Raw genomic sequence first — 26,025 nt, 5'->3', positions numbered from 1 at the left:
GATAGTCATACGAGGGACAGCCAGTGATCCGGACGTTTGCCCGTTTTTTCCTTTTGTCGTTGGCCTTTACTGCGTTTGTCGGGGCGGCCTTGGCCCAGACCGACTTGCGCGATTACGTGGTGGAGGAATTCGGCCTGCCGCCCGCTATCCCGGACGGGCCGATGTCGCCTGAATTGGAGGCCGCTTTGGTGCGCGCCGTCGAGATCGGGCGAGATCAGGCCAACTGGGACCTACGCGAGACTGGCGCCTATGACACCATCGCGGCCTCGGGCGATCCTCGGGCGGCATGGCTGATCACAGATTTGATGCGTTTCACCTGGCGGCCTGAAGTCTTTGCTGCGTTGCGGGACGTGAGTGTCGCATTGTTGGCGGTGGAACCACAGACGTTTCGACCGCGCGCGGAGATCGCCGACCACCTGATGGCCTGGGATATCCCGGCCTTTCCCGGCTACCTCGCCCACAAGCGCGATATTTTCACGAATTACCTGCCTGGGTTGGACGAATTGATGGTCGAAGGCGCCGTCGATTGGCGATTTGTGTCGTGGGGCGGGGTGCGGATCGATGACCGGCCTTACGATACGACCGGCACGCCGTGCCAATGCATCCCCGCGACCGACAATCCACCGGTCAGCACGGCGGCGGAGGCGACATGGCTGGACGATGATGCGATCGTGTTCGGGATCGAGATCAACGGCGAGGCGCGGGCCTATCCGCGGCGTATCATGGAAGTGCGCGAAATGGTGAACGACACGCTTGGGGGGCGGGATCTGGGCATTCCGTACTGTACGCTATGCGGTGCCGCGCAGGCGTATTTCACCGATGAGTTGCCTTTGGGTGTCGCGCGCCCGGTGCTGCGCACGTCCGGTTTGCTGACCCGATCGAATAAGGTGATGTACGACATCACGTCGATGTCGGTGTTCGACACGTTCACGGGAGAGGCGCTGACCGGGCCGTTGTCTGAGATCGGGTTGCAGTTGCAGCAGGCCAGCGTGATCACCACCGATTGGGCGTCGTGGCGGGCGGCTTACCCGAACACGACCGTATTGGTGGAAGAGTTGGCGCTGGGGCGCGATTTCGATTTTCGCAATACGCGCGACGCGGATGGGCCGATCTTTCCGGTTGGTGACGTTGACCCGCGCCTTGAGGTGCAGGAGGAGATCTTGGGTGTTTTCTCCGGGTCGGGGCGTCCGGTGGCGTTTCCGCGTGGCTTGGCGCTCGCCGCGTTGAGCGACGGCGCCGAGGTGACGTTTGAGGATGTGCGGATTGTGCAGGTGGCAGGCGGCCTGCGTGCAGTGGGCGCTGATGGTGCGGATCTTGGCAGCCATGAGGCCTTCTGGTTCGCGTGGTCGCAATTTCACCCTGATACTGCCCTCTGGCCGGAATGACTGGATCGCGCCATTGTGTGAAGCGGTAACGGCATCGGATCAGCCGGCTTTCTTACGCTCTCCTGCGGCATGAACTTCAACAAGTTTCGCTATGAGGGCGTCTGTTTCCGTTACGGGCGATGGCCGATTGAAGTGGTAGCCTTGTCCTTCATCGCAGCCCATATCGATCAGTTGTCTTACCTGTTTTTTGGTTTCGACGCCTTCCGCGATTACGCTCAACCCTAGGTTTTGACCGAGCTGGATCACGGTGCTGACAAACGGGCTGTCGGGGTCGTCTTCAAGATGTGCGATGAAGCTGCGGTCAATCTTGAGGCGGTTGAGTGGCAGTTCCTTGAGGTAGCTGAGGGAGGAATACCCGGTTCCGAAGTCATCCAGAGCGACGGAAACCCCCATTGCGGAGAGTTGTTGCAGCGTCGAGGCAACGCGGCTCTTGTCGGAAATCAGGACACCTTCGGTGACTTCAACTTCGATCAAGGTGGGCGGCAGGCCAGTTTCCGTCAGCGCCCGGTCTATCATGGCGGCCACATCGGATCGGGCAAATTGCACCGGCGATATATTGACCGAGATCACGGGTGCCGCGCTGCCCATTTGATCGGACCAGCGTTTTGCGTCGATACAGGCCATGCGCAACAATTGCTCGCCCAGATCGACGATCAGGCCGGTCTGTTCCGCGATCGGGATAAAGACGTCGGGGCCGATCGGACCCAGTTCCTTGTCGTCCCACCGAGCCAAGGCTTCGAACCCGATCAGGCGCCCGTCGGAGAGATGGTGCTGGCTTTGATAAAACGGTTTGATCTGCCCCGAGCGGACAGCCTTTCGGAGCCGTTCGATCACGGCGGTACGCCAGTTCAGCTTCTCCAGCAAAGCGGCATCGTACAGGCGAAGGCGATTGCGTCCGCAGTGTTTCGCATCATAGAGCGCCAGATCGCAGAGTGAGAGCAAATCGTGCCCGGTTGCGGTGTCAGCCGGGAAGCGGGCCATACCAACGGAGGCCGAGATCTGCAGCTCGAATTCGTTGATCTGGAACGGCTCGGACAGGCGGTCGCACATTTCCTGCCCCAGGGTCAGGCGGGTGTCGGCGGTTGTCTCTTCGTCATCGGCGAGCAGCATGAAAAACTCATCACCAGACAGACGCGCGGCCCATGCCCCGTTGTTTTCCAGCACGCGCAGTCGGTCAGCCACGGCGCACAAAAGCGCATCACCGGTGTCATGCCCATAGCTGTCATTGATCTGTTTGAACCCATCGAGATCGATTAACACGGCGGTCATCTGATCGCGCGTCGGGTCGAGCTCCCCCAGTTTTTTCTGGATGGAATTTCGGTTCAACAATCCGGTGAGGCTGTCAAATTCGGCCAGATATTGAATGCGCCGCTCGGCCGTGACGGTTTTGGTGATATCGGCCACAATTCCGCGGAAGCCGTGGAACATGCCATCGTCGAATTGCGGCGTGCCCTTTACGGCAATCCAGCGCAGTCCGTCGCCGTTTTGGTCGGGGAACGCCAGTACGACATCGTGAAAGTCCTGCCGATTGCACACGGCAGCGGCCATACGGTCATGGGCGGCGTGGCTTTCAGGACTGATCATGCGTTTGACGCGGTGCAAGACGGCTTCGTGTCCGTCGAGGGCGGAGGGCCCGCCGAGGAGTTCCACGATCAGGTCGGGGCCAACAATCAAGCGCCCGTCAGCATCGGCATGCCAAACCCATTCCGTTGCCTGCGCCTCGTAATCCTTGACCAGAAGCTCGATCACTTCGGTTTTCTCGGTGAGTTGTTCGAGATTGCGGAAGGCATCAAGATTTGCGCGCCCTCGCTCGACCACGGATTTGGTGAGGGTCGCAAAAGCGAAGAGCGACAGAACGGCGACCATCTTGTCGCTCCCCAAGCCGTTGTTCAGCCCGGTTATCAGTGCAGATAACCCCATGCCGAGGGTCGTGGCCGAAAGGTAAATCAGCGCGGCACCTGCTGAGCGGGAATAGCTGAATGTACCCAAGGCGACCGATCCGGTGAGCATGATGGCAACGATGACCTTTTCGTTGCCGCTCACGTGGGGGTAAGTGCAGGCAAATCCGATCGCCCACATCGCGCCCAGGAAAAGCGCGCGTAGTTCGAGACGTTTGAGGTCAACGACGCGGCCGGTACACTTGCGCAGTCGATCAGCGGACAGGACTTGCGTCAGTGAGGCGATGATCATCGCGATGGTCCAGACAATCAACAGAACCTTTGGCCCATGTTCTGCAGCCTGATAAGCGAGGATCGGAGCAAAGATGGTGTTGCCGAGCACCAGGGGCTGTGTCTGGTTAATGGTTTCCATGATCTGATCACGGCGGTAGCGCTTCGCGGCGTCGGGGGTAAGGTGTTCGCCGCGCAGCTCGGAAAAACCGAGCGCCGCGCGCAACGCGGCCGACAGCTTTCGAATTGCGCTCACCATACCATATGCCCGTTGCGACATTTACCAGAGCCGGACGCTACGGGGTTCAAGTAAACGTCAAATTGACGCCGGACCGTGTTTTTGTTCGAATTGTATACGTTAATTGATTTGACCGAGCGGGTGCGGGCAGTGGGCGAGGTCTCTCGCCGGGAGCCTCCTTGATCGGCCAGGCGCCGCGGATTTCTGGGGATAACTTGGTCCTGTAAGAAAATCGCCACAGAGCTGTTACACGTCGCGGCGCAACTGGGGCCACACTTCTAATTGACTGGTGCCGCGGGCTCAAAGCGTCCGGCGGGGCGGTCTGTCTGTCCAGGGAGATCCCAGATGAACCGTAGAACGATTATCGACAGCTCTGAACACCACAACAAGGCCGAAGCCTTCGAGGCCTTCGACGACATTCCAACAAACCCCAACCTCGGCAACACGATCGGCGACGTCGTGAACCGCCGCTATGGCCGCCGCGAAGTGATGCGCGGCGCGTTGGCCGTCACCGCGACGACCGCATTGTTCGGGTCCACTGCGCTGAGCACGGGGCGGGCGCGCGCCGAAAGCGGCGCGGATCGCTTTGTCTTTGACGAGTTGAGCTGGGGCAACGATGAAACGCACCACATCGCGGAGGGCTATGACGCCAACGTCCTTATCCGTTGGGGTGATCCGATTTTCCCTGATGTGGCCGATTTCGACCCGATGAACCAATCCGCCGAGGATCAATTGCAGCGGTTCGGCTACAACAACGACTATGTCGGTTTCGTGGAGCTCGAGCCCGGCCGCGGTGTCTTGTGCGTGAACCACGAATACACCAACGAAGAGGTCATGTTCCCTGGTCTCGGGCGGCAGGACCGCGCCGATTTCGAAGGCATGACGGCAGAGATCGTCGACATTGAAATGGCCGCCCATGGCGGGTCGATCTTCGAGATTGCGCGCAACGGCGATGGCGTGTGGCAGGTGGTGCTCGATAGCCCCTACAACCGTCGCATCCACCCCGGCACCGAGATGCGGATCGATGGTCCCGCGGCGGGCCACGCGCGGATGCAAACCGGCGCCGATCCGTCGGGCACCCAGGTCTTCGGAACGATCAACAATTGCGCCGGCGGGATCACGCCCTGGGGCACATATCTGATGGCCGAAGAGAATTTCCACGGCTATTTCTGGACCGACACTGTGGATGGCGAGGGCGATCCTGATGTGTCGCAGATGGCGCAGGCGGCCTCGTTCGAGCGCTACGGTGTGCCGGGGCGGTGGTATGCATGGGGTCAGTATCACGAACGCTTCAACATCGACGCGGAGCCGAATGAGCCGAACCGCTTCGGCTATATCGTCGAGGTCGATCCGCTCGACCCCGAAAGCGTGCCGGTCAAGCACACGGCGCTGGGTCGGTTCCGCCACGAGGGTTCGGAAAGCATCATCGCGCCAAGCGGACAGGTCGTGGTCTATTCTGGCGACGATAACCGGTTCGATTATGTCTACAAATTCGTATCGGCGGGCGTCGTCGGCGACGACCGATCGGCCAACATGCAGCTACTATCGGAGGGCACGCTTTACGTGGCGCGCTACGATGACGACGGCACGTTCGAATGGCTACCGCTGGTGCAGGGCGAGGGCCCTCTGACGGCGGAAAACGGGTTCGAGACGCAGGGCGACGTTTTGATCGACACGCGGATGGCGGCGGATCTGTTGGGGGCGACCCCGATGGACCGGCCCGAGGATATCGAGCCGCGCGCCGATGGCTCCGTCTTCGTCATGCTGACCAACAACACCCGCCGGGAAGAGGCGAATGCGACCAATCCACGGCCTGACAACGCCTTCGGCCATATCCTGCAAATGAACGAGGCGGGCGGCGACCACGCGGCGCTTTCGGGGACCTGGGATATCCTTGTTCAATGTGGCGATCCGACGATTGATGATGTGGGCGCGGTCTGGAATCCGGAAACCTCGGAAAACGGTTGGTTCGCCTCGCCCGATAATTGCGCGGTTGATACGGCGGGCCGGTTGTGGATCTCGACCGATCAGGGTGGCAATTGGGGCCGGACGGGCAAGTCCGACGGTCTCTACAGCCTTGAGACGGAGGGCGAGTTGCGCGGTCACGCGAAGCTGTTCTTCCGTTGCCCGGTGGGCGGCGAGTTGTGCGGGCCGTACTTTGCCGACAACGATCAGACCCTGTTCCTGGCCGTGCAGCATCCAGGCACCGATGGGACGTCTGATTTCGCGGGCTTCGAACGCGCATCGACATTCGAGGATCCGGCGACGCGTTGGCCGGATTTTGTCGATAACATGCCACCGCGCCCGTCGGTTGTGGTGGTCACGAAGCAGGGGGGCGGACAGATCGCCGTCTGACGCCTCTTGCGCGTGTGGTTCGGGTGCATTGCCCTCTGTCCCCTTGCCCGAACCTCCAAAACACTGGCCCTGCATCCGCGAAGATGCGGGGCCTTTTATTTGCGCCTCGGCACCACGCGATTTTAGTGTGGGCATAAATCATTATAGATGGCCAACGTGTCGCACCGCTCGGCCTTTGCCTTTGTGGTTGCAAGCATTATCTCAATTTCAGAAATTACTGAAACTTGCGATACAGCCGAAAATGACGTCCCGCACGGGGCAATGCGAACAGGGTTTTCGAGATGAGATTAACGCCGCTTCAGCAGGAGTTTGTCCTGCATTTCGGGGAAATGGGCAGCCGGTGGGGGATCAACCGCACCGTCGGGCAGATCTATGCGCTGCTGTTTTTGTCGTCTGAGCCGCTGAACGCCGAACAAATCACCGAGGGACTCGGCGTAAGCCGGTCGAACACGTCCATGGGGCTCAAAGAGCTGCAGTCATGGAATCTTGTGCGAATGAAGCATTTCCCGGGCGACCGACGGGACTATTTCACTACCCCAGAGGACATGTGGGAAATCACACGCATCCTGATTGCGGAGCGCAAGAAGCGCGAAATTGACCCGACGCTGACGAAGCTGCGCGAGATGGAGATGCAGGGACCTGTCGGTGACGATTACGCCGAGGCCCGGATCGCCGAGCTGCGCGAGATGATCGAATTGATGACCGGCTTCTACGACGAAATGGAGAAGCTGGAGACCGAACGCCTGGTCAAACTGATGACGCTGGGAAGCAAGATCGCCGGTTTGATCGACAAAACGAGCGGGGCCCTGAGCCTGGGCCGCCGCAAGGAGATGAAATGATGGAAGGCCTCGACACCCTGATCCTAAGCCGCATTCAATTCGCGGCCAATATCTCGTTCCACATCCTGTTCCCGACGATCACGATCGCCTTGGGGTGGGTGTTGTTCTTCTTTCGCGTGCGCTTTGCGCAGACCAATGACGAAAAGTGGATGAATGCCTATCGCTTCTGGGTGAAGATTTTCGCCCTGTCCTTTGCGATGGGCGTGGTGAGCGGCATCACGATGTCGTTCCAGTTCGGCACCAACTGGCCGGGTTTCATGGAGGCCGTGGGCAATATCGCCGGGCCGCTGTTGGCCTATGAGGTGATGACGGCCTTCTTCCTCGAGGCGGTGTTCATCGGGATCATGCTGTTCGGCTTTTCCCGCGTCCCGGGATGGCTTCACATGCTGGCGACGTTCCTGGTGGCGTTCGGCACGACGATGTCGGCCTTCTGGATTATCGTCTTGAATTCGTGGATGCACACGCCGCAGGGCTTCGAGATGATCGATGGCGTGGCCTATGCGACGAGCTGGTGGGAGATCATCTTCAACCCGTCGATGCCGTACCGCTTCATCCACATGATGCTGGCCAGTTTCCTGACGGTGGCCTTCCTAATCGCAGGTGTCAGCGCGCTGCGCCGTCTGATGGGGGACCGCACGCGCGAGGGTAAGACGATGCTCAAAGTTGGTCTTGTGATGGGTGCGATGTTGATTCCCGTGCAGATCTTCATGGGCGACTTGCATGGCCTGAACACCAAGGAATACCAGCCCGCGAAAGTTGCGGCGATGGAAGGCATCTGGGAGACGCAGCGCGGCGCGCCGCTGCTGCTGTTTGCACTGCCCGATGAAGAGGCGCGCACCAACCACGCCGAGGTCGGCATTCCGGGCCTCGCGTCCCTGATCCTGACCCATTCGTGGGACGGCGAAGTGACGGGCCTGAACGAATACGTAGCCGAGGATGGCACGGTAATGCATCCGCCGGTGGCGCCCGTGTTCTGGAGCTTCCGCGTGATGGTGGGCACAGGAATGGCGATGCTGGCCCTCTCGTGGCTTGCGGTTTTCGTGATGTGGCGTCGTCGACACATGCACGAGGCATCGGATACGCGCCATTGGCTGGCCGTGGAGGGACTGCCGAAGCTGTTCCTGATTGCGCTGGTGCCGATGGCATTCAGTGGCTGGGTTGCCACGTTGGCGGGGTGGTACACGACCGAGATCGGGCGTCAGCCCTGGCTGGTGAACGGTGTCGTAACCACCGCCGAGGCCGTTGCCCAAGTGCCGGCGGGTATGGTTGCGGGCACGTTGATTGGCTACCTGGTCGCCTATGGCGCCTTGCTGTTCGCCTATATCAGCGTGATCGTCTACCTGACGCGTAAAGCGGCGCGGGGCGATGATGGCCGGGCGATTGATATGGACCATTCCGGCAAGGCGCAGGTGGCTGCGCTGAGCCCGGCGGAGTAAGCGCGCATGTTTCCTGATTTTGCCAACCCCGCCGAATGGCTGCCTTGGGCTTTTGCGTCCCTGATGGGGTTCTCCATCCTCGTCTATGTGGTGCTCGATGGCTTTGACCTAGGCGTGGGGATCCTCTTTCCCCTCGCCGATGCGGCCGAACAGGATAAGATGATTGGTTCCATCGGGCCGTTCTGGGACGCAAACGAGACCTGGCTCGTGTTGGCAGTCGGGCTGCTTCTGGTGGCGTTTCCGAGTGCGCATGGCATGATCCTGACGGCGCTGTATCTACCGGTCTTTATCATGCTGATCGGCCTTATCCTGCGCGGTGTTGCCTTTGAGTTCCGTGCAAAAGCGCATGCCAAGCACAAGAAGCTTTGGAACAATCTGTTCTTTATCGGCTCGACCCTGACGGCGCTCAGCCAGGGGTTCATGTTGGGCCTCTACATCATGGGCCTCGAACAGACGCTGGCGACCTACGCTTTCGGCGCGCTGACGGCGGTGGCTCTTGCGGTGGGCTATAGTTTCATCGGAGCGACCTGGCTGATCCACAAGTCAGATGGCGCCCTACAGCTGAAATCCGTGCAATGGGCGAAGGAGAGCCTTTGGGGGATCATCATCGGGATCGGGGCGGTGTCATTGGCGACGCCGCTGGTCTCGACGCGGATCTTCGACCGATGGCTGGATTTTCCGAATGCGCTTTATCTCGCGCCCATCCCGATCCTGTCGTTGGTTCTCGTGGTGTGGCTGTGGCGGATGATCCGGCGCATGCCGTTTGAAGGGGACGCGCGGTCGTGGCTGCCGTTTGCCGTGAGCACCTCAATTTTCGCGCTGGCTTATATCGGATTGGCCTACAGCTTCTATCCCTACGTCGTGCCGGAACAGTTGACGATCTATGACGCGGCTGCCGCGCCGGAGAGCCTCTTCATCATCTTCGTGGGCGCGTGTTTCGTGGTGCCGACCATCGCGGGATATTCGGTGCTGGCATATTACATCTTCCGGGGCAAGGCGACGACACTGCGCTATGATTGAGACGCCGCGCCTCTGATCCGATAGCGCAGGCGGGGCCTGCAAGGTTCTTGCCTCGCGCCCCTCGGGTCCATCGGCTTGGCCGCTGGACGCGGGGGCTCTGCCCCCCGTCCATTGGACGCCCCCCGGAGTATTTTTGAAACAAGGAAGCAGGGCCGGGGTTATGGTAGCGGTCCGAGCGATGCTGTGCAGATCAGAAATCGACGCTGACACCGGGCAGATTGAGGGAGCTGATCAGGTCGCGCACCTCTTGCCGGGCCGCGACATTGGAAATGTTCAGCCGCTCGACGCCGAGATCGCGCAGGTCCAGCAGGGTCATGCCGGACGGGAACATTTCGCGGAAGATCACGCGTTCGGAAAAGCCCGGCGCGACACGGAACCCAATCCGTTTGGCGAGCTCTTCAAGTGCTTTGCCGATTTTACGTTTGTTGTGCATCTGCTGGGACGGCAGGCGGTTGCGGACCACGATCCAATCGGTGGGCTGTAGACCTGCCTTGGCGCGCAATTGGCGGGCATGCCAGACCATCTCGGAATAGACCGAGGGGCCTTTGAGTTCATAGGTTTCGCCGTCGATCTTCGCGAGCAGGTCGAAGTCGACGAAGCTGTCGTTGAGCGGGGTGACCAGCGTATCCGCGAGCGAATGGGCGACTTGGCTCAGGCGTGTGTGACTACCGGGGCAATCGATGACGATGAAATCGCAGCTGTCCTCATGGTGCGCCACTGCGGCGGACAGGCGACGGTCATAGATGTTCTCGCCTTCGCCGATGTCGTCCGCAGAGAGATCCGGAAGATCAAGGACAAGTGGGCAGGCTGCGTCCATGCCCTTGCGTTTGATCGTGGCTTCGCGGTTTTGCAGATACCGGTGGAAACTGCGTTGACGCAGATCGAGGTCGAGACCACCAACCACATGGCCCATCCGAGCCAAAGCGGTTGCGATATGCATGGCCGTGGTGGATTTGCCTGAGCCACCCTTTTCGTTCCCGAGCACGATAATATGTGCCATTTGCCTGTCCCGCCTTGTGCCTGCGTTCTCTGCGCGTTGTCGCAATATCTTGGCGCCCACCAATTCAGGGGCACGAGGTATTGGTACATACTATAGCGAGAGCTGCGCCGCCTGTTAAGGCGAAAGCCGTTGCAGTGGACCGAATCGTGCGGCCTGTGCGACGGTTTTCCCGCACCTGGGAGGGCGATCATGCATCATGATAGGTATGACAATCCGCTAAGCACGCAATCGGCTGAGGCTGGACAGGCCTATGTCGAGGGTGTGGACCATATTCTTGCCAATACCTTCGGCGGTGTGGAGGCGATGGCGCGCGCAGTGGACTTGGATCCGGAGTTTGCACTGGGTCACATCGGGCATGCGCGGGCATTGATGTATGCCAATGACATGGGCGGTGCGCGGGCTGCGGTCGATCGAGCCGCAGCGCGGAGCCATGGGCTGAGCGACCGGGAGCGCTCGCATATCCATATCTACGTGTTGCTGATGTCGGGCAAACCGGTTGAGGCGCGCGCCGCAGTGCACCTGCACGTCCGCGACTGGCCGCGCGATCCGCTTGTGGCGCAGTTGAATTGTCAGGTCTTTGGCCTAATCGGGTTTTCGGGCTGCGCGGGACGGGAGGCAGAGATGCTGGCCTATACGTCCGCGCTCGCGCCGGCCTATGGGGAGGATTGGTGGTTTCTGTCGGTCCATGCGCAATCCTTGTGTGAGAACGGGCGACCGGACCGAGCGCTGGAGGTGATGGAGCGGTCATTGGAGTTGTATGACGGCAACGCGAATGCAAGCCATTTCAAGGCGCATGCCCTATACGAGATGGGCGAGACGGCAGCGGGCCGGACGTATCTGGACGATTGGATGACGGGGTATGACGCGCGCGGTTTGCTGCATGGGCATCTGTCATGGCACGCCGCTCTTTGGGCGTTGGAGCAAGGGGATATGACGGCCTTTTGGCGCTGGTACGACGGGGGTATCGGGCCAGGGACGGGGCCCGGGTCAGCGCTTCCGATCAACGTGTTGACGGATGCGGCGGCACTGCTTTGGCGCGCGGAACTGGCTGGTCAGACCATTGAACCGGAGCGGTGGCAGGCGGTCAGCGCCTATGCCACCGAACGGTTCGCCAACCCGGGGCAAAGCTTTGCGGATATGCATGCGGCGTTGGCCCATGCGATGGCGGGCGATGGAGAGGCCTTGGCGAAGCTGGCCGAGGCGTCTGGCGGGTTCGCGGCAGATCTGGTGCGTCCGGTGGCGCGCGGCTGGCAGGCCGTGGCGCGGCAGGATTGGGAAGGTGCGCTTCACGCGCTGACGCCAGTGATGGCGGATCATGCGCGGTTTGGCGGCAGCCGGGCGCAGCGGGATTTGCTGGAACTGACGTGGATGCTGTGCCTGCTGCGGCTGGGGCGGAAAGACGAAGCGAAGCGCGCTGCAGCGACGCGACGGCCTGTGTTTGCGGAGGCGGCGCCACTGGCGGGATACGCTTGAGGTCCGGCGTGCCCAGAGTTGCGACTTTACCGTTTGCGTTTGGGCGTGAGAGGGTCGGGTGGCATGCCTGTTGCGAGCGTTTGGTTGTTGCATTTTCAGCGAGCAAAGCTGGCCCGGGGAACGCAAAACGCCGCCCCGTGCGAGGGCGGCGTATGCAATCGTGCGGAAGGTAGCTTGGCTTAGAAGCCCAGACCTTCGTACTTTTTCTTGAACTTCGACACGCGGCCGCCGGTGTCGAGCAGGCGCGCGCCGCCGCCGGTCCAAGCCGGGTGCACTGTGGGGTCGATGTCGAGCGACAGCGTGTCGCCTTCCGCGCCCCAGGACGAGCGCATTTCGACCACGTCGCCGTTGGTCATCTTCACGTTGATCACGTGGTATTCGGGATGCAGATCCTTTTTCATATCCGTATCTCCTTACGCTTCGGCGCTTTTGCGCGGCTTGTAGGTGGTATCTTCGGCGATACGTGCGGACTTACCGCGACGGGCGCGCAGATAGTAGAGCTTCGCCCGGCGCACACGGCCACGGCGCACGACGGCGATGCTGTCGATGTTGGTCGAGTGCAGGGGGAACACGCGCTCCACGCCCTCGCCCGAGGAGATCTTGCGCACGGTGAAAGATCCGGCAATGCCGTCACCGTTCTTGCGTGCGATGCAGACGCCCTCGAAATTCTGGATACGGGTGCGGGTGCCTTCCGTGACGCGGAAGCCCACGCGAACGGTATCACCGGCTTTGAAATCGGGAATGTCTTTCCCGAGGGCGGCGACTTGTTCCGCCTCGATCTGTGCGATCAGGTCCATCTGATACGCTCCTTCATGATGCCCACGGTTTGCCCGCGGAGGTTTCGTATCGCGGCAGAGCTCTGGTCTTCGACCGGGTCCGCCTTGTTCCCATTCGGGGGCGCCCGCCAGAGATACGCGCGTGCGTTTGCTTGTCTTTGGTGCCGCCTATGATGGGCCTCGAAAGTTCGACCAGGCAAAACCCCATGATCCGGATGGCCGATTCCGACCCCGGATAGACGGCGTATAAGGGCGCGCGCCGCGGCGATCAACCCTTGGTGCGTTGATATTTGCCCCACAAATCAGGTCGCCTGATACGGGTCAGTGCCTCGGCCTGCTCGCGCCGCCATGTGTCCACTGCGCCGTGGTCACCGGACAGCAGGACGGGTGGAATCTCGTGACCGCGCCAAGAGGCGGGCTTGGTGTATTGCGGATGTTCCAGCAGGTCGTTCTGGAAGCTTTCATCCTGCGTGGAGGCCGCGTTGCCGAGAACGCCGGGGATCAGGCGGACAGTGGCATCCAGAAGGACCTGCGCGGCCAGTTCACCACCGGTCAGGACGTAGTCACCGATGGAGATTTCTTCGAGGTCGTAGTGGTCGATCACCCTTTGATCGAGGCCCTCGAAACGTCCGCAGATCAGCGTGATTCCCTCCGCCCCGGCAAAGCGTTCGGCGTCGCGTTGATCGAAAGGTTTGCCGCGCGGGCTAAGGTAAACACGTGGCCATTTGGCGGGGTCGGAGGGCGTACCGGCCAGCGCCATATCAAGCGCGCGGCCCATGACGTCAGGCTTCATCACCAGACCCGCGCCGCCCCCGGCGGGCGTGTCGTCGACCTGCCGATGCTTACCGGTGCCGAAGGTGCGCAGACCTATGGGCTCCAGCGCCCAGAGCCCGTCTTTGAGGGCCTTGCCCGTCAGCGAGGCGCCGAGGACGCCGGGAAATGTCTCGGGGAAGAGCGTCAGCACCTTGGCCGTCCACGCCCCCTTCAGGCGCGGGCGGTCGGTCATCAGCGCGCGGGGTTGCAGGCTGACGGATTGGCTGAGGCGGCCATGCGATTTTGCGGTTTTTTCGCTCATGAGCCGGGTCTACGCGCGCCGGGCGACGGGAGCAACGCCACGATGACCCGGCCGATCCGTCGGGATGTTCGCAAATGCAGAGGTGTCCTGCGGGTCCGCGCCTTGTCGCCGGGCGGACAACGCAATAGCTGTGCGCGTTCAAGGAGAGACATGATGAACGCCCCGATCCTGAAGGTCGATCAATTGACCAAAACCTATGATGGCGGCTTCACGGCGCTGGATGCCGTGTCGCTGGACATCATGGAGGGCGAGATCCTAGCGCTGCTGGGGCCGAACGGCGCCGGCAAGACCACGCTGATCTCGGCGATTTGCGGCATCGTGCAACCGACATCGGGCGCCGTATCGGTGGGTGGGTATGACACCCAGACCGCCTATCGCGAAGCGCGCAAGCTGATCGGATTGGTGCCGCAGGAGATCAACCTGGAACCGTTTGAGAAGGTGATCAACACGGTGCGGTTTTCGCGTGGGCTGTTCGGCAAGCCCCCCGATGAGGCCAAGATCGAGGCGATCCTGCGCGACCTGTCGTTGTGGGACAAGAAGGACAATGCGATCCGCGAATTGTCGGGGGGCATGAAGCGGCGGGTCCTGATCGCCAAAGCGTTGAGCCATGAGCCTCGGGTTCTTTTCCTTGATGAGCCCTCGGCAGGTGTGGATGTGGAGCTGCGCCGCGACATGTGGGAGGTCGTGCGCCGCCTGCAGGAAAGTGGTGTGACGATCATCCTGACGACGCACTATATCGAAGAAGCCGAAGCGATGGCCGACCGGGTTGGGGTGATCAACAAGGGCCGCATCCTTCTGGTGGAAGAGAAGGGCGACCTGTTGGCGCGGATGGGCCAGAAGGAGTTGCGGATCGATCTTGCCGCGCCTCTGTCCGCGATCCCGGCCACTTTGGCGGATCGGGACCTGCTCCTGTGCGACGGTGGCACGCGGTTGATCTACCATTACGACACGCGCGCGGAGCGGACCGGAATTGTCCGGCTTCTGAGTGCGTTGCAGGAGGCCGGTGTGCAGGTGGCGGATGTGGAAACCAAGCAATCGAGCCTTGAAGAGATTTTCGTGGGGCTGGTGCAAGAGGGGGCAGATCAATGAACCTGCAAGCCATTCGCGCGATCTACCGGTTTGAAATGGCCCGGACGTTTCGGACCATCGCGCAATCCATCATCTCGCCGGTGCTATCGACGTCGCTCTATTTCATCGTGTTCGGCACCGCCATCGGAAGCCGGATCGACCAGGTGGAAGGGGTCAGCTATGGCGCCTTCATCGTGCCGGGCCTGATCATGTTGACCGTGCTGACGCAGTCGATTTCAAACGCGTCGTTCGGGATCTACTTCCCGAAATTCATCGGCACGATCTACGAATTGCTTTCTGCTCCGGCGAGCTTTCTGGAGATCACGGCGGGCTATGTTTTGGCAGCGGCCACGAAGAGTTTCATGATCGGAGTGATCATCCTTGTGACGGCATTCTTCTTTGTGGAACTGCAGATCTTGCACCCTGTCTGGATGCTGACGTTCTTGGTGTTGACCTGCCTGTCGTTCAGCTTGTTTGGCTTCATCATCGGAATCTGGGCGCAGAATTTCGAACAATTGCAGTTGATCCCACTTCTGGCGGTCACGCCGTTGGTGTTTCTCGGAGGGGCGTTTTATTCGATCACAATGCTGCCTGAGGCATGGCAGACCATCAGCCTCTTCAATCCGGTTGTTTACCTTATTTCCGGCTTCCGCTGGAGTTTCTTCGGGTTGGCGGACGTGGCGCTGGGGTGGTCGTTGGTGGCGATCCTGGGCTTTACGGGTGCTTGCATCCTGACGATTGGTTGGATCTTCAAGACCGGATGGCGCATTCGCGCATGATCGGGTCGGGGTGAGGGCGCTGCCCCTGTCCTGCAGGCTCGCCCGGGGCGTTTGGCAAGAAGTCAGGCCCGCGCGCTCAGTCGGGCGGTGTTGCCTTGGGATCATCAAGCAAGCCGTCGGGCGGGTCGACGATCGCGCGGCCCGAGGTCAGGTCGATGGTCGGGACAATCTCGGCTGTGAAGGGGATCAAGACGCCTTTGATGAAACCTTTGCCCCGAACTTCTAGCAGATCGCCTGCACCGTGGTTGAGGACGGCGGCAATCTTGCCGATGGTTTCGCCGCCGGTATCCATGACCGTCAGGCCGATCAGGTCCGTGTGATAAAATTCATCGTCGGGCAGGTTTGGCAGGGCTGTGCGCGGCGCGTAGAGGCGGGTGCCTTTGAGCGCGTCGGCCTGTTCCTTGGTCTGCACGCCTGACAGTTTGACCGCGTATCCGGTCTTGACGGGGCGTGTCAGGGAAATCTTGTAGGTGGTGGCGCCGTCCTCGGTGGAGAGGGGGCCGTAGGAGGCGATGTCAGAGGGCTCAGAGCAGAAGCTCTTGACGCGAACTTCGCCGCGGACACCGAAGGCGCCCATGATGGCGCCGACGCAGATGTGGTCGGATTTGGCCATGGCGATACTCGTTTGCGAAGGGGCGGATCGTAGGGATTTGTGAGGGGCCCGCCGATCCGGCGGGCCCCTGCAAAACACTGATTATTCAGTGGTTTCTTCAGCCGCCGCCTCTTCAGCCGGAGCCTCTTCGGCGGGGGCTTCTTCGGGGGCGGGGGCTTTGGCGGCTTCTTCGGCTGCTGCGGCTTTGGCGGCCTTTTCTTCGGCGCGCTCGACGGCCTTCTTGCCGGGCTGAGCCTTTTGCATGTTGGCGCGCTCTTTTTTCTCAAGCACACCGGCGGCCTCAAGGAAGCGGCTCACGCGGTCGGTGGGCTGTGCGCCCTTGTCGAGCCAGTGCTGCACACGCTCCATATCCATCTTCACGCGCTCTTCGCTGTCCTTGGGCAGGAGTGGGTTATAGGTGCCGAGCTTCTCGATGAAACGGCCGTCGCGGGGCATCCGGCTGTCGGCGGCCACGATGCGGTAGAAGGGGCGCTTCTTGGAGCCGCCGCGGGCCAGTCTGATTTTCATTGCCATGAGTGATAACTCCTTGAATTGGCTGAATAAGGCAGCTGCCTTAGGATTGGTGTTTCTCATGATGGCGAATGACTTCGTCGATCACGAAACGTAGGAATTTCTTGGCGAATTCCGGGTCCAGATCGGCCCGTTTCGCCAGGTCTTCGAGCCGCGCGATCTGGGTGGCCTCGCGGGCCGGATCGGAGGGCGGAAGGTCGTGTTCGGCCTTGAGGTGACCGACGGCCTGGGTGTGCTTGAAGCGTTCCCCAAGCGTGTAGATCAGGATGGCATCGAGGCGGTCGATGCTGTCGCGGTGGCCGGCCAGAACCTGCGCCGCGCGCGTGATGGCGTCTTGGGTCATGGGGCCTCCGGCGCGGCGAAAACCGCCTGCATTTTTCTGTAGTTTTTTTGTAGTTTTTCTGTAGTGCATCGCGATGCTGATGCGTGCCGGTCGCAAAGCGCTGGGAAGCTGTTCATGCCAGCACCTCTGCGAAGGAGGGGTGGCGGTAGACGACGTCGTCGGAATGCGGGCCGGAGGCGGCGGTGTCGATTACGCAGCCCATTCGCTCGGCCAGCGCGATGGAGCGCGCATTGGCGGCGTCGATGTAGCTGACGGCGGTGTCCCATCCAAGCACGTCGTAGGCGTAGCGGCGGATCTCGGTCATGGCTTCAAACGCGTAGCCCTTGCCTTCGGCCTCGGCGTCCCAGATCGTCCAGCTGAGTTCCGGTTCGGGCCAGCCTTCGGGGTTCCATGGACCCATGGAGCCGATGGCTTTGGCGGAGCCCTTGGGTTGCAGCACGTAGACGCCGTAGCCCCGCAGATGCCAGTGGCCCGAGAGGATCGCCAGGACGCGCCAGGCGTCGGTCGCGTCCTTGTCGGAGCCGCCGCCAATGAAGCTGGCGCGGTCGGACATGACGAAGGGGGCGAGCACGTCGAAATCGCGCGCTTCGGGGGCGCGCAGGATCAGGCGCTCGGTCTCTAGCGGGGGGATATCCACAAGACGGGGGATCATATGCAGTCCCTCCACAAGGCGGAAATTGTGCAAGTGATGCGCCCGGAATCGGTGGATAAACCTGTGAGCGACGCACGGATGTGCAAGCCCTCGGGGATGTGCCCCAAGCTGCGCACCGCGTGGCCTGTCGCGCGAGATCCGATATGATCGCCGCCGGACATCATTTCTTCTTGTCGCCGCCGAGGCCGGGCAAGCCACCGCCCATGCCCTTCATTGCCTGTTCCAAAGCGGCAGGATCCATTTTGGAGGGGTCCATGCCCGCGGGCAGACCGCCGGGCATTCCGCCTGGCATGCCACCCATACCGCCCTTGCCCATGAGCGCGCCGAGGCCGCCCTTCATCATCCCCTTCTTGCCCATCTTGCCGAGCTTTTTCATGGCGTCGGCCATCTGCCGCTGCATCTTCAGGAGCTTGTTGAGATCGGCGACCTCCTGGCCCGCGCCTTTGGCGATGCGCTTCTTGCGCGAGGCCTGCAGGAGGCCTGGGTTGGCGCGTTCGCGTTTGGTCATGGAATTGATCAGGGCGATCTGGCGTTTGACCATGGTGTCGTCAAAGCCCGCGTCTTCGATCTGTTTCGACATTTTCTGCATGCCGGGCATCATCCCCATCATGCCTTGCATGCCGCCCATCTTCTGCATCTGTTCCAGCTGCGAGCGCAGGTCATTCATGTTGAACATGCCCTTCTGGAAGCGCTTCATCATGCGCTCGGCCTGTTCGGCCTCAAGGGTTTCCTGCGCCTTTTCGACAAGCGCCACGATGTCGCCCATGCCCAGGATACGGCCCGCGATTCGCTCGGGTTCGAACGTCTCGATCGCGTCCATCTTTTCGCCGAGGCCGACGAAGCGGATCGGTTTGCCGGTGATCTGGCGCATGGAAAGCGCCGCACCGCCACGGCCATCGCCGTCCATCCGGGTCAGCACCACGCCCGAGACGCCGATCTTGTCGTCGAACTCGGTGGCGACGTTGACCGCGTCCTGACCGGTGAGGCCATCGACAACGAGGAGCGTTTCGCGAGGCTGCGCGACGTCACGCACGGCGGCGGCCTGCGCGATCAGTTCGGCGTCAATGTGCAGACGCCCGGCGGTGTCGAGCATATAGACATCGTAGCCCGCGAGGCCGGCCTGGGTCTTGGCGCGTTTGGCGATCTGCACCGGGTCTTCGCCAGGCACGATGGGCAACGTGTCGACGCCGATCTGCGTGCCGAGGATGGCGAGCTGTTCCATGGCGGCGGGGCGGTTGGTGTCGAGCGACGCCATCAGCACCTTCTTGCCCTCGCGGTCCTTGAGGCGCTTGGCGAGTTTGGCGGTGGTGGTTGTCTTGCCCGAGCCTTGCAGGCCGACCATCAGGATCGGGGCGGGCGGGTTGTCGATTTTCAGTTTGCCGGGATCGCTATCGCCGGTCAGCGTCGCGATCAGCTCGTCATGGACAATCTTGACGACCTGCTGACCGGGGGTCACGGATTTGGTGACGGCAGCGCCGGTGGCCTTTTTCTCGACCGCTTTGATGAAGGCGCGGGCCACGGGAAGGGAGACGTCGGCCTCGAGGAGGGCCACGCGCACTTCGCGCATGGCGGTGCGGACGTCGTCCTCGCTGAGCGCGCCTTGCTTGGTGAGGCGGTCGAAGACGCCGGAAAGGCGTTCGGACAGGTTTTCAAACATGGGCGTGGCCCCTTCTCACGTTGCCGGATGCCCCCAACGTGGGGGGCATGGCCCGGTTTCCCAAGTCCCAAACGCATATGGCCCCCGTGGGCGAAACTCGCTGACGGGGGGCGATCCTACGAACGCGCGCGGGACCGGGAAGCTAGGGCTTTCCGGCTATTGAGGGCAGCGTGTAGGCGGATTCCGTTGGGCTGTCAAACCTAGCTGGAACAGGTCGCGGTCAGGTCCACGACGTCACCGGCCAGCATGTCGGCATCGGCATGCAGGGTGAAGGAGCGGCGCAGGCTCATATCGTCCCATTCGGCCTGGGTGAGCGGCGGCGCGGTGGTCGGGCGGGTGCCGGCCTCGCCAAAAAGCGTGAGCGCCATGGGCCCGTCGAAGGTTTGTCCGGCGAAGCTCAGGCCTTCGACATCATAGGCATAGATCCCGATCAGATCCGCCGCAGACCCGCGCGAGGTGGCAATCAGCGTCCAGACCCGGCCCGATATTCCGTCGCCGATGGACATTCGCCCGGTGGCGTAATGGGCCATGGTGCCGCCTTCCTGCCGGAAGGTGCGCCCGTCGGTGGTGAATTCCGCAGAGCCGGGCAGTTGCGTGCCGGGGGCGATGAAGCCGACGCCCTGGGTGACCTCGATGGTGAAGTCGAGCGTGCAGGTCTGGGCCGTCGCAGGAGCGGCCAAACCGAGGAGCAGAGCGGTTGTGATCATACGCATGGGAAGAGGGTAGCACGAAACCCCGGCCCCGCAAAAATTGCGCGACCGGAGCCGGTGGATCAAGAGGATTGGCCCGAAATCTGGTCGCGGTGCCGATAGAGGACGAAGGCGGCCAACACGCCAAGAACGGCGGCGGGCAGGGCCGAAGGACCAAGCACCAAGACGTGAAAGCCCACCGCGCAGATCATCGTGGCCAGCAGAAGCGCCGCACCGATCACCTGTTTGCCGGGCACCCACAACACGATTGCCGCGCTCACTTCGATCGCGCCTGTCACGTAGCGGAACCATTGGCCCCAGCCGATGGCGTCGAACGTGCCGACCATCATCTCTGCCCCTGCGAGCTTGGCGACACCGGCGGCCAAAAACGCCAGTGTCAGCAAGGCCTTCGCGGCGAGGGTGAGGTATTTGGTTTTCATGCCGCCAATGCCTCGACCTGGGCCGCAGCGCTCGACAGGGCCGCATCGGCATCGACCATCAGGCGGTCGGCGGTGACAAGCGTGACGTCATGGATGCCGATGAAGCCGAGGACATGGCGGATGTAGCCGGTGGCGAAGTCGATCTCGGACCCGGCTTCGGTGCCGCCGGAGGCAACGACCACGATGGCGCGTTTGCCCGACAGCAGGCCTTTCGGGCCGGTCTCGGTGTATTGGAAGGTTACACCGGCGCGCGCGACCTGGTCGATCCAGGCCTTCAGCGCGGCGGGCACGCCGAAATTGTAGATCGGAAGGCCGATGACCAACGTGTCGGCGGATGTGATCTCGGTAATCAACGTGTCCGACAGGGCGAGTTTCTCGGCCTGCGCGGGTGTGCGTTGATCGGCGGGGGTAAAATTGGCCCCGACCCAGGTTTCGTCGATCAGGGGCAGGCCATCGGCGAGGTCGCGGGTGATGGTCCGGTTCGGAGCAAGGCGGTCGATCACCTTATCGGTGAGATCGCGAGATACAGAGCCGTCGCGGCGGGCGGAGGCGTCGATGCGCAGGATGGTATCGGTCATGGATCGGGTCCTTGTGGGATGAATGATGTCCGAAAACCTGGAAGCGTGCGCAAGAAAAGGCAATTTCTCAGAAACGCATCTATTATGTGCATTCTTGCAAATTATTGATCCGGGCCAACGTTGCGTTCCGCGATCTGTGCGCGCATGCTTTGCCAAACGCCTGTTTTTGTGAGGGAGCGCACAGACACCATGGACAATTGGGATGAGGTTCGCACCGCGTTTCAGGTGGCCAAACTGGGCACCGTGTCGGGAGCTGCGGAGGCGCTTGGGGTGCACCACGCCACTGTGATCCGGCATATCGATGCGCTGGAGGGGCGGCTTGGCGCGAAGTTGTTCCAGCGGCACGCACGCGGCTATACCGCGACCGAGGCCGGGCAGGATCTGCTGGCCGTTGCGGGACAGGCGGACGATCAGTTCACCCAGCTTGTGAGCCGGATCAAGGGCCGCGGCGATGAGGTGACCGGCGATCTTATCGTGACGTCGCTTGGGGCCCTGTCGCCGCTTTTGGTGCCGACGGTGGCGCGGTTTCAGGAAAAGCATACCGATCTTCGGGTGCGCCTGATCTCGGATGCGCGGTTGTTCCGGTTGGAATACGGCGAGGCGCATGTGGCGATCCGGGCAGGCAAATTGCCCGATCAGCCCGACAATATCGTGCAGCATTTCTTTACCCAGACGCTGAAACTGGTGGCGAGCCGGGATTATGTGAAGCGTTACGGGACGCTGACGGGCGACAATGTTGGAGATCACCGCTTTGTCGGCACCACCGAAGAGACCCCGCGTGCGCCGTATTTCCGGTGGTTGAACGACACTGTGCCGTCGAACACGATCTTTTTCCGCGCCTCGTCAATGGTGGCGGTGAAAGAGGCGGTGCTGTCGGGGATCGGGATCGGGTTTGTGGCATCGTGGGATCTGGACCGGACCGATGATCTGGTGGAGATGTTGCCGCCGCTGGAAGACTGGACGGCGAAGATCTGGTTGGTGACGCATATGGATTTGCACCGCACGGCAAAGGTGCAGACCTTCGTGAAGCACCTCAAGGATGAAGTGAAGACCTGGACCGTTGACTAGGCGCGCGCCGAATGCAGGGGCCTGCCGCATATGCGCGGACCCGAAATGAGGACACCGTCGGAGCCGTTTGGGGCGGCAGGCACGCCGGGGGCCGCACGGGCCGGGCATTTGGCGATGCTGTTGTTCTCGGCGCTGGTGGCGGGATCGTTTTCGCTTGGCGGACAGGTGGCTGCGGAGATTGCGCCGACGGCGTTGAATGCGGTGCGGTTCGCAATTGCGGCGGTGATCATGGGGGCCGTGGTTTGGGCCCGGGGGCGGGTCATGCGCGGCGCGGTGCGGGCGGCGCTGGTGGCACCTTGGCGGTACCTGATCCTTGGCGGGCTGTTTGCGATTTATTTCGTGCTGATGTTCGAGGGGCTGAAGACGGCGCCCCCGGTGTCGGCGGCGGCAGTCTTTACGTTGACGCCGTTGATGTCGGCTTTGTTCGGCTGGCTGTTGTTGCGGCAGGTGATGAACGGGCGGATCGCGGCGGCGTTGGCGATTGGGGGTGTCGGGGCGGGTTGGGTGATTTTCCGGGCCGATTGGCAGGCGTTTGTGGCCTTTGAAGTGGGACGGGGGGAGGCGATTTATTTCGTCGGCTGTGTGGCGCATGCGATTTACACACCGATGGTGCGGCGATTGAACCGGGGCGAGCCGGTCTTGGTGTTCGCGTTCCTGACCCTCGTGGCCTGTGCGGGGTGCATCGCGGTTTGGGGTGTGGGGGATTTGGCGGCGACGGATTGGGGCGCGCTCAGGCCGATGGTGTGGGTGGCGATCGGATATGTGGCGATTTTTGCGTCGGCTGCGACGGTGTTCCTGATCCAGTTCGCGTCGATGCGGCTGCCGTCGTCGAAGGTGATGGCCTACACCTACCTGACGCCGTCCTGGGTGATCTTGTGGGAGATCGCGCTGGGTCAGCCGGTTCCGGGGGGGCTGATCCTTGGGGGGATCGGGTTGACGGTGCTGGCGCTGGGGCTGTTGTTGAAGGAGTGAGGTGGGGGTGGTTGCAAGGTTGCAACCTTGGGTTAAGCCTCTGAAAAAATGATACAAAGCGGTTTTCGTTTACCTTTTGTTAACCCGATATGCGGGGTTTGACGGGGATCAAAGCGGGCGGGCCGGAGGGGGCGTAACCTGCCCCCGAAAGGAGCGCCCGGATGCCAGCCGCCACAACCCAAGCCGACCTTTTGAGCGCCCATGACATGGAATGGCAAAAGCTTGAGACGCTTTTGGATCAGGTGCCGGACGCGCTGGCCGAGGGGAAGGACGCCGATAACACGTCGATCAAGGATATTCTCACGCACCGCGCCCATTGGATCGGGCTGTTCTTTCAGTGGCTGGAGGAAGGCGCGACGGCGCAGATGCCGGATCACGGGGTGAAGTGGAACGGGTTGAAAGCCTATAACGCGGGCCTTCGGGCGCGCTACGCGGATGTGCCGTGGGCCGAGGCGCGGGACGGGTTGGCGCGGGAGGCTGCGCAGTTGCGGGCATGGATCGCGGCGCAGGATGACGACACGCTATACGGTGGGCCGATGCCGGGTGGGACCGGGTGGACGCGGGGCCGGTATGCGGAGGCTGCGGGGGCGAGCCATTTTCGGTCGGCGGCGAAATATGTGCGCGCACGGCTCAAACGGGGTTAATCGCCGCCCAACTCGCGTTCAAGAAAGGCCTCGAACGCATCAAGGTTGACCGGCTCGAACTGGCCGAAGCCCTGCATCCAGACGGAGGCAGGTTTGAGCGCGTCGGGGTCGAGCTTGCACCACTTCACGCGGCCGCGCTTTTCCTGCGTGATCAGGCCCGCATTGGTCAGGACGGTGAGGTGTTTGGAGATCGCGGCAAGCGACATCTCGAACGGGTCGGCGACGTCGGTGACGGCCATGTCATCTTCCAGCAGCATCTGCAGGATCGCGCGGCGGGTCGGGTCCGCGAGCGCGGCGAAGACAGTGTCGAGGGTGGGTTTTGCGGGCAGGGCCATGGGGCGATTTGGCGGCATTGGGCGCAATCGTCAACCAAATGGTTGAATATCGAATTGTGGGTCCCGCGGTGCAATGGGGGGTGCGGCGGGTCTGTCGCACCGGAAAATAGATGTATTATTTCAACGGGATAGGCGCTCAACCATCGCGTTGACTCTGCTGCGACGCGCGCCTAGCTTCCGCGCAAGTTCCCGTGTGGGAGTTCCGACGGCATGGCCCAGAGTGACGAAGACCGCATGCGCGCGCTTGAGGCGCGGATCGAAGCGGCAAAGTCGAAGGCAGAGCCCGAGATCAAGCACATGGATCAGGGCCATTCGCAGGCGCAGCTGGCGTGGCGGATGGTGGTGGAGCTGGTGGCCGGAATGGGCATCGGCTTCGGGATAGGATACGGGCTCGATTGGGCGCTTGGCACAACGCCGTGGCTGATGATCGTGTTCATGATTTTGGGCTTCATCGCCGGGGTCAAGACAATGATCCGCTCGGCGCAAGAGGTTCAGCAAGCCGAAGTGGCCCGCGGGCAGACGGACGCGAAAACGGAGACGCAGGATGGCGACTGAGAGCACCAATACCGAGACCAAGAGCGGCGGCAGCCGCATGATCGCGTTTGTGCTGATCGGGTTGGCCGTGCTGGCGTTCATCGCCGGATACCTGGACGATTACGAAGGCAGCCTTTCGATCCACCCGATGGACCAGTTCGAGGTCCAGCCGTTCTTCGGGGCCGGTGAGGCCGAGTTGTCGATTGCGCCGGGTGGCGAAGGCGAAGCGGGTCTGGCGACGTATCGCGGTGAAACATTGCCGGTTCAGCTGACTGCGGTCGAATTGGGCGCGTTGCAGGATGGCGAGACGGTTTCCCGCAGCGCCGAGGGCGCGGGCTTCGGCACCGTCGGGCTGTTCACCATTACGAACGTGACGTTCTGGATGGCGATGGCGGTTTTGGCCGTGATCCTGTTGATGGTTGTTGGCACGCGCGGTCGCGCCGTGGTGCCGTCGCGCAGCCAGTCGATGGCGGAATTGGCCTACAGCTTCGTGCGGCAGATGGTCGAAGACGTGGCGGGCAAGGACGCTTTGCCGTATTTCCCGTATATCTTCACGCTGTTCCTTTACATCCTGTTTGCCAACTTCCTGGGCCTGATCCCCGGCAGCTTCACCACAACGTCCCACATCGCGGTGACGGCGGTGATGGCGTTTGCGGTGTTTTTCACCGTCACGATCGTGGGCTTCGTGAAAAATGGTGCCGGGTTCCTGAGCTTGTTCTGGGTGACGTCGGCGCCGCTGGCCATTCGCCCGGTTCTCGCCATTATCGAATTCATCTCGTACATGGTGCGCCCGATCAGCCACAGCCTGCGTCTGGCGGGGTCGATGATGGCCGGTCACGCGGTTCTGAAAGTATTCGCCGGTTTCGTCGGCGCTTTGGGGCTGGCGGGCGTTGCTCCCATCGTGGGCGTTGTCGCAATCTACGCGCTGGAGTTCCTCGTGTCGGGCATCCAGGCCTACGTGTTCACCATTCTGACGTGCGTCTACCTCAAGGACGCGCTTCATCCGCATCACTAATTCTGCGCGGGCCGTGTGCCCGTGAGAAAACTTCCAACGTAAGGAGAAAGACTATGGAAGGCGATATCGCAAACATGGGCCAATTCATCGGTGCTGGCCTTGCCGCAATCGGCACGGGCGCTGCAGCCATCGGTGTGGGCCACGTGGCCGGGAACTTCCTGGCGGGCGCCCTGCGCAACCCTTCGGCCGCTGCTGGCCAGACCGCGACGCTGTTCATCGGCATCGCATTTGCCGAAGCTCTCGGCCTGTTCGCCTTCCTCGTGGCGATCCTGCTGCTCTTCGCCGTCTAAGCGACACGCGAGACAGATCCTTACGTCAGGCGCGCCGTTTGCATGAATGGCGCGCCGCCGTAATCCGCCCCGT

General features: G+C 61.9%; 28 protein-coding genes. 14 read left to right on the top strand and 14 right to left on the bottom strand.

Annotated elements, in window-relative coordinates:
* The first annotated feature begins 89 nt into the window (after window positions 1-89).
* Entirely contained in the window at window positions 90-1,385 is a 1,296-nt protein-coding gene (locus tag V8J83_RS14765; RefSeq protein ID WP_339987199.1) for a DUF3179 domain-containing (seleno)protein, read from the top strand.
* A gap of 39 nt (window positions 1,386-1,424) precedes the next feature.
* On the opposite strand, the gene V8J83_RS14760 is transcribed toward V8J83_RS14765, so the two are convergent.
* Window positions 1,425-3,812, bottom strand: coding sequence for a putative bifunctional diguanylate cyclase/phosphodiesterase (locus V8J83_RS14760; RefSeq protein ID WP_339987198.1), 2,388 nt, complete (start codon window positions 3,810-3,812; stop codon window positions 1,425-1,427).
* Window positions 3,813-4,136: 324 nt separating this feature from the next.
* On the opposite strand from V8J83_RS14760, the gene V8J83_RS14755 reads away from it, so the two are divergent.
* From V8J83_RS14755 to V8J83_RS14740, 4 genes are all read left to right on the top strand, one after another.
* Window positions 4,137-6,146, top strand: coding sequence for a PhoX family protein (locus V8J83_RS14755; protein WP_339987197.1), 2,010 nt, complete (start codon window positions 4,137-4,139; stop codon window positions 6,144-6,146).
* 281 nt (window positions 6,147-6,427) lie between these two features.
* On the top strand, window positions 6,428-6,985 hold the full coding sequence (locus V8J83_RS14750) for a GbsR/MarR family transcriptional regulator (RefSeq protein ID WP_339987196.1): 558 nt from the start codon (window positions 6,428-6,430) through the stop codon (window positions 6,983-6,985).
* Entirely contained in the window at window positions 6,985-8,421 is a 1,437-nt protein-coding gene (locus V8J83_RS14745) for a cytochrome ubiquinol oxidase subunit I (RefSeq protein WP_339987195.1), read from the top strand. The genes V8J83_RS14750 and V8J83_RS14745 overlap by 1 nt, the downstream gene beginning before the upstream one ends.
* 6 nt (window positions 8,422-8,427) lie before the next feature.
* Window positions 8,428-9,441: a cytochrome d ubiquinol oxidase subunit II gene (locus V8J83_RS14740; RefSeq protein ID WP_339987194.1), complete on the top strand. Its 1,014-nt coding sequence runs from the start codon at window positions 8,428-8,430 to the stop codon at window positions 9,439-9,441.
* A 190-nt stretch (window positions 9,442-9,631) separates the two neighbouring features.
* Here the strand turns inward: V8J83_RS14740 and V8J83_RS14735 are convergent, their stop codons facing one another.
* The gene (locus V8J83_RS14735; protein WP_339987193.1) at window positions 9,632-10,441 is read right to left on the bottom strand and encodes a division plane positioning ATPase MipZ; all 810 of its coding nucleotides are present in this window, start codon (window positions 10,439-10,441) and stop codon (window positions 9,632-9,634) included.
* Between the two features lie 189 nt (window positions 10,442-10,630).
* On the opposite strand from V8J83_RS14735, the gene V8J83_RS14730 reads away from it, so the two are divergent.
* Window positions 10,631-11,914, top strand: a complete 1,284-nt coding sequence (locus tag V8J83_RS14730) for a tetratricopeptide repeat protein (RefSeq protein WP_339987192.1) — start codon at window positions 10,631-10,633, stop codon at window positions 11,912-11,914.
* A gap of 179 nt (window positions 11,915-12,093) precedes the next feature.
* Here V8J83_RS14730 and rpmE read toward each other — a convergent pair whose 3' ends face one another.
* The 3 genes from rpmE to trmD all read right to left on the bottom strand — a co-directional run bounded on the left by rpmE (window position 12,094) and on the right by trmD (window position 13,765).
* Window positions 12,094-12,315, bottom strand: a complete 222-nt coding sequence (rpmE, locus tag V8J83_RS14725; RefSeq protein WP_339987191.1) for a 50S ribosomal protein L31 — start codon at window positions 12,313-12,315, stop codon at window positions 12,094-12,096.
* A 12-nt stretch (window positions 12,316-12,327) separates the two neighbouring features.
* Window positions 12,328-12,711 carry a 50S ribosomal protein L19 gene (gene rplS, locus V8J83_RS14720; RefSeq protein WP_339987190.1) on the bottom strand — a complete coding sequence of 128 codons (384 nt, stop codon included), beginning with the start codon at window positions 12,709-12,711 and terminating at the stop codon, window positions 12,328-12,330.
* A 247-nt stretch (window positions 12,712-12,958) separates the two neighbouring features.
* On the bottom strand, window positions 12,959-13,765 hold the full coding sequence (gene trmD / locus V8J83_RS14715) for a tRNA (guanosine(37)-N1)-methyltransferase TrmD (protein WP_339987189.1): 807 nt from the start codon (window positions 13,763-13,765) through the stop codon (window positions 12,959-12,961).
* A 153-nt stretch (window positions 13,766-13,918) separates the two neighbouring features.
* Here trmD and V8J83_RS14710 point away from each other — a divergent pair, with 153 nt between their 5' ends.
* Both V8J83_RS14710 and V8J83_RS14705 read left to right on the top strand, forming a co-directional pair.
* The gene (locus tag V8J83_RS14710; protein WP_339987188.1) at window positions 13,919-14,854 is read left to right on the top strand and encodes an ABC transporter ATP-binding protein; all 936 of its coding nucleotides are present in this window, start codon (window positions 13,919-13,921) and stop codon (window positions 14,852-14,854) included.
* Window positions 14,851-15,612, top strand: a complete 762-nt coding sequence (locus V8J83_RS14705; protein ID WP_339987187.1) for an ABC transporter permease — start codon at window positions 14,851-14,853, stop codon at window positions 15,610-15,612. The genes V8J83_RS14710 and V8J83_RS14705 overlap by 4 nt, the downstream gene beginning before the upstream one ends.
* Before the next feature lie 76 nt (window positions 15,613-15,688).
* Here V8J83_RS14705 and rimM read toward each other — a convergent pair whose 3' ends face one another.
* The 8 genes from rimM to V8J83_RS14665 form a co-directional block, all read right to left on the bottom strand.
* Window positions 15,689-16,225, bottom strand: a complete 537-nt coding sequence (rimM, locus tag V8J83_RS14700) for a ribosome maturation factor RimM (RefSeq protein ID WP_339987186.1) — start codon at window positions 16,223-16,225, stop codon at window positions 15,689-15,691.
* An 81-nt stretch (window positions 16,226-16,306) separates the two neighbouring features.
* Window positions 16,307-16,738 (bottom strand): 30S ribosomal protein S16, encoded by a 432-nt coding sequence (gene rpsP, locus V8J83_RS14695; RefSeq protein ID WP_339987185.1) that lies wholly within the window; start codon window positions 16,736-16,738, stop codon window positions 16,307-16,309.
* Between the two features lie 40 nt (window positions 16,739-16,778).
* Window positions 16,779-17,078, bottom strand: coding sequence for a chorismate mutase (locus V8J83_RS14690; RefSeq protein ID WP_339987184.1), 300 nt, complete (start codon window positions 17,076-17,078; stop codon window positions 16,779-16,781).
* Window positions 17,079-17,190: 112 nt separating this feature from the next.
* Complete coding sequence (locus V8J83_RS14685) at window positions 17,191-17,730, bottom strand: GNAT family N-acetyltransferase (RefSeq protein WP_339987183.1); 540 nt, start codon at window positions 17,728-17,730, stop codon at window positions 17,191-17,193.
* Window positions 17,731-17,890: 160 nt separating this feature from the next.
* Window positions 17,891-19,387, bottom strand: coding sequence for a signal recognition particle protein (gene ffh / locus V8J83_RS14680; protein WP_339987182.1), 1,497 nt, complete (start codon window positions 19,385-19,387; stop codon window positions 17,891-17,893).
* Between the two features lie 200 nt (window positions 19,388-19,587).
* Window positions 19,588-20,100 carry a hypothetical protein gene (locus V8J83_RS14675; RefSeq protein ID WP_339987181.1) on the bottom strand — a complete coding sequence of 171 codons (513 nt, stop codon included), beginning with the start codon at window positions 20,098-20,100 and terminating at the stop codon, window positions 19,588-19,590.
* Window positions 20,101-20,159: 59 nt separating this feature from the next.
* Complete coding sequence (locus tag V8J83_RS14670) at window positions 20,160-20,516, bottom strand: DoxX family protein (protein WP_339987180.1); 357 nt, start codon at window positions 20,514-20,516, stop codon at window positions 20,160-20,162.
* Window positions 20,513-21,094 (bottom strand): FMN-dependent NADH-azoreductase, encoded by a 582-nt coding sequence (locus tag V8J83_RS14665; protein WP_339987179.1) that lies wholly within the window; start codon window positions 21,092-21,094, stop codon window positions 20,513-20,515. Before V8J83_RS14665 ends, V8J83_RS14670 begins: the two co-directional genes overlap by 4 nt.
* 189 nt (window positions 21,095-21,283) lie before the next feature.
* On the opposite strand from V8J83_RS14665, the gene V8J83_RS14660 reads away from it, so the two are divergent.
* The 3 genes from V8J83_RS14660 (at window position 21,284) to V8J83_RS14650 (ending at window position 23,778) form a co-directional block, all read left to right on the top strand.
* Window positions 21,284-22,162 carry a LysR family transcriptional regulator gene (locus V8J83_RS14660; protein WP_339987682.1) on the top strand — a complete coding sequence of 293 codons (879 nt, stop codon included), beginning with the start codon at window positions 21,284-21,286 and terminating at the stop codon, window positions 22,160-22,162.
* Between the two features lie 45 nt (window positions 22,163-22,207).
* Complete coding sequence (locus V8J83_RS14655) at window positions 22,208-23,134, top strand: DMT family transporter (protein WP_339987178.1); 927 nt, start codon at window positions 22,208-22,210, stop codon at window positions 23,132-23,134.
* A 161-nt stretch (window positions 23,135-23,295) separates the two neighbouring features.
* Window positions 23,296-23,778, top strand: coding sequence for a ClbS/DfsB family four-helix bundle protein (locus tag V8J83_RS14650; RefSeq protein WP_339987177.1), 483 nt, complete (start codon window positions 23,296-23,298; stop codon window positions 23,776-23,778).
* On the opposite strand, the gene V8J83_RS14645 is transcribed toward V8J83_RS14650, so the two are convergent.
* Window positions 23,775-24,113, bottom strand: coding sequence for an ArsR/SmtB family transcription factor (locus tag V8J83_RS14645; protein ID WP_339987176.1), 339 nt, complete (start codon window positions 24,111-24,113; stop codon window positions 23,775-23,777). The two genes, V8J83_RS14650 and V8J83_RS14645, sit on opposite strands and share 4 nt — an antisense overlap.
* Before the next feature lie 210 nt (window positions 24,114-24,323).
* Between V8J83_RS14645 and V8J83_RS14640 the strand changes: the two genes are divergently transcribed.
* The 3 genes from V8J83_RS14640 to V8J83_RS14630 all read left to right on the top strand — a co-directional run bounded on the left by V8J83_RS14640 (window position 24,324) and on the right by V8J83_RS14630 (window position 25,952).
* Window positions 24,324-24,668, top strand: coding sequence for an AtpZ/AtpI family protein (locus V8J83_RS14640; protein ID WP_339987175.1), 345 nt, complete (start codon window positions 24,324-24,326; stop codon window positions 24,666-24,668).
* A 127-nt stretch (window positions 24,669-24,795) separates the two neighbouring features.
* Entirely contained in the window at window positions 24,796-25,662 is an 867-nt protein-coding gene (locus V8J83_RS14635; RefSeq protein ID WP_500796468.1) for a F0F1 ATP synthase subunit A, read from the top strand.
* Between the two features lie 53 nt (window positions 25,663-25,715).
* Window positions 25,716-25,952: a F0F1 ATP synthase subunit C gene (locus V8J83_RS14630; protein WP_339987174.1), complete on the top strand. Its 237-nt coding sequence runs from the start codon at window positions 25,716-25,718 to the stop codon at window positions 25,950-25,952.
* The last annotated feature ends 73 nt before the right edge of the window (window positions 25,953-26,025 follow it).

This window comes from Gymnodinialimonas ulvae (assembly GCF_037543845.1).
Lineage (GTDB): Bacteria > Pseudomonadota > Alphaproteobacteria > Rhodobacterales > Rhodobacteraceae > Gymnodinialimonas > Gymnodinialimonas ulvae.
Note: the sequence above shows the minus strand (reverse complement) of the source record. Positions and strands in the feature narration are given on the sequence as shown.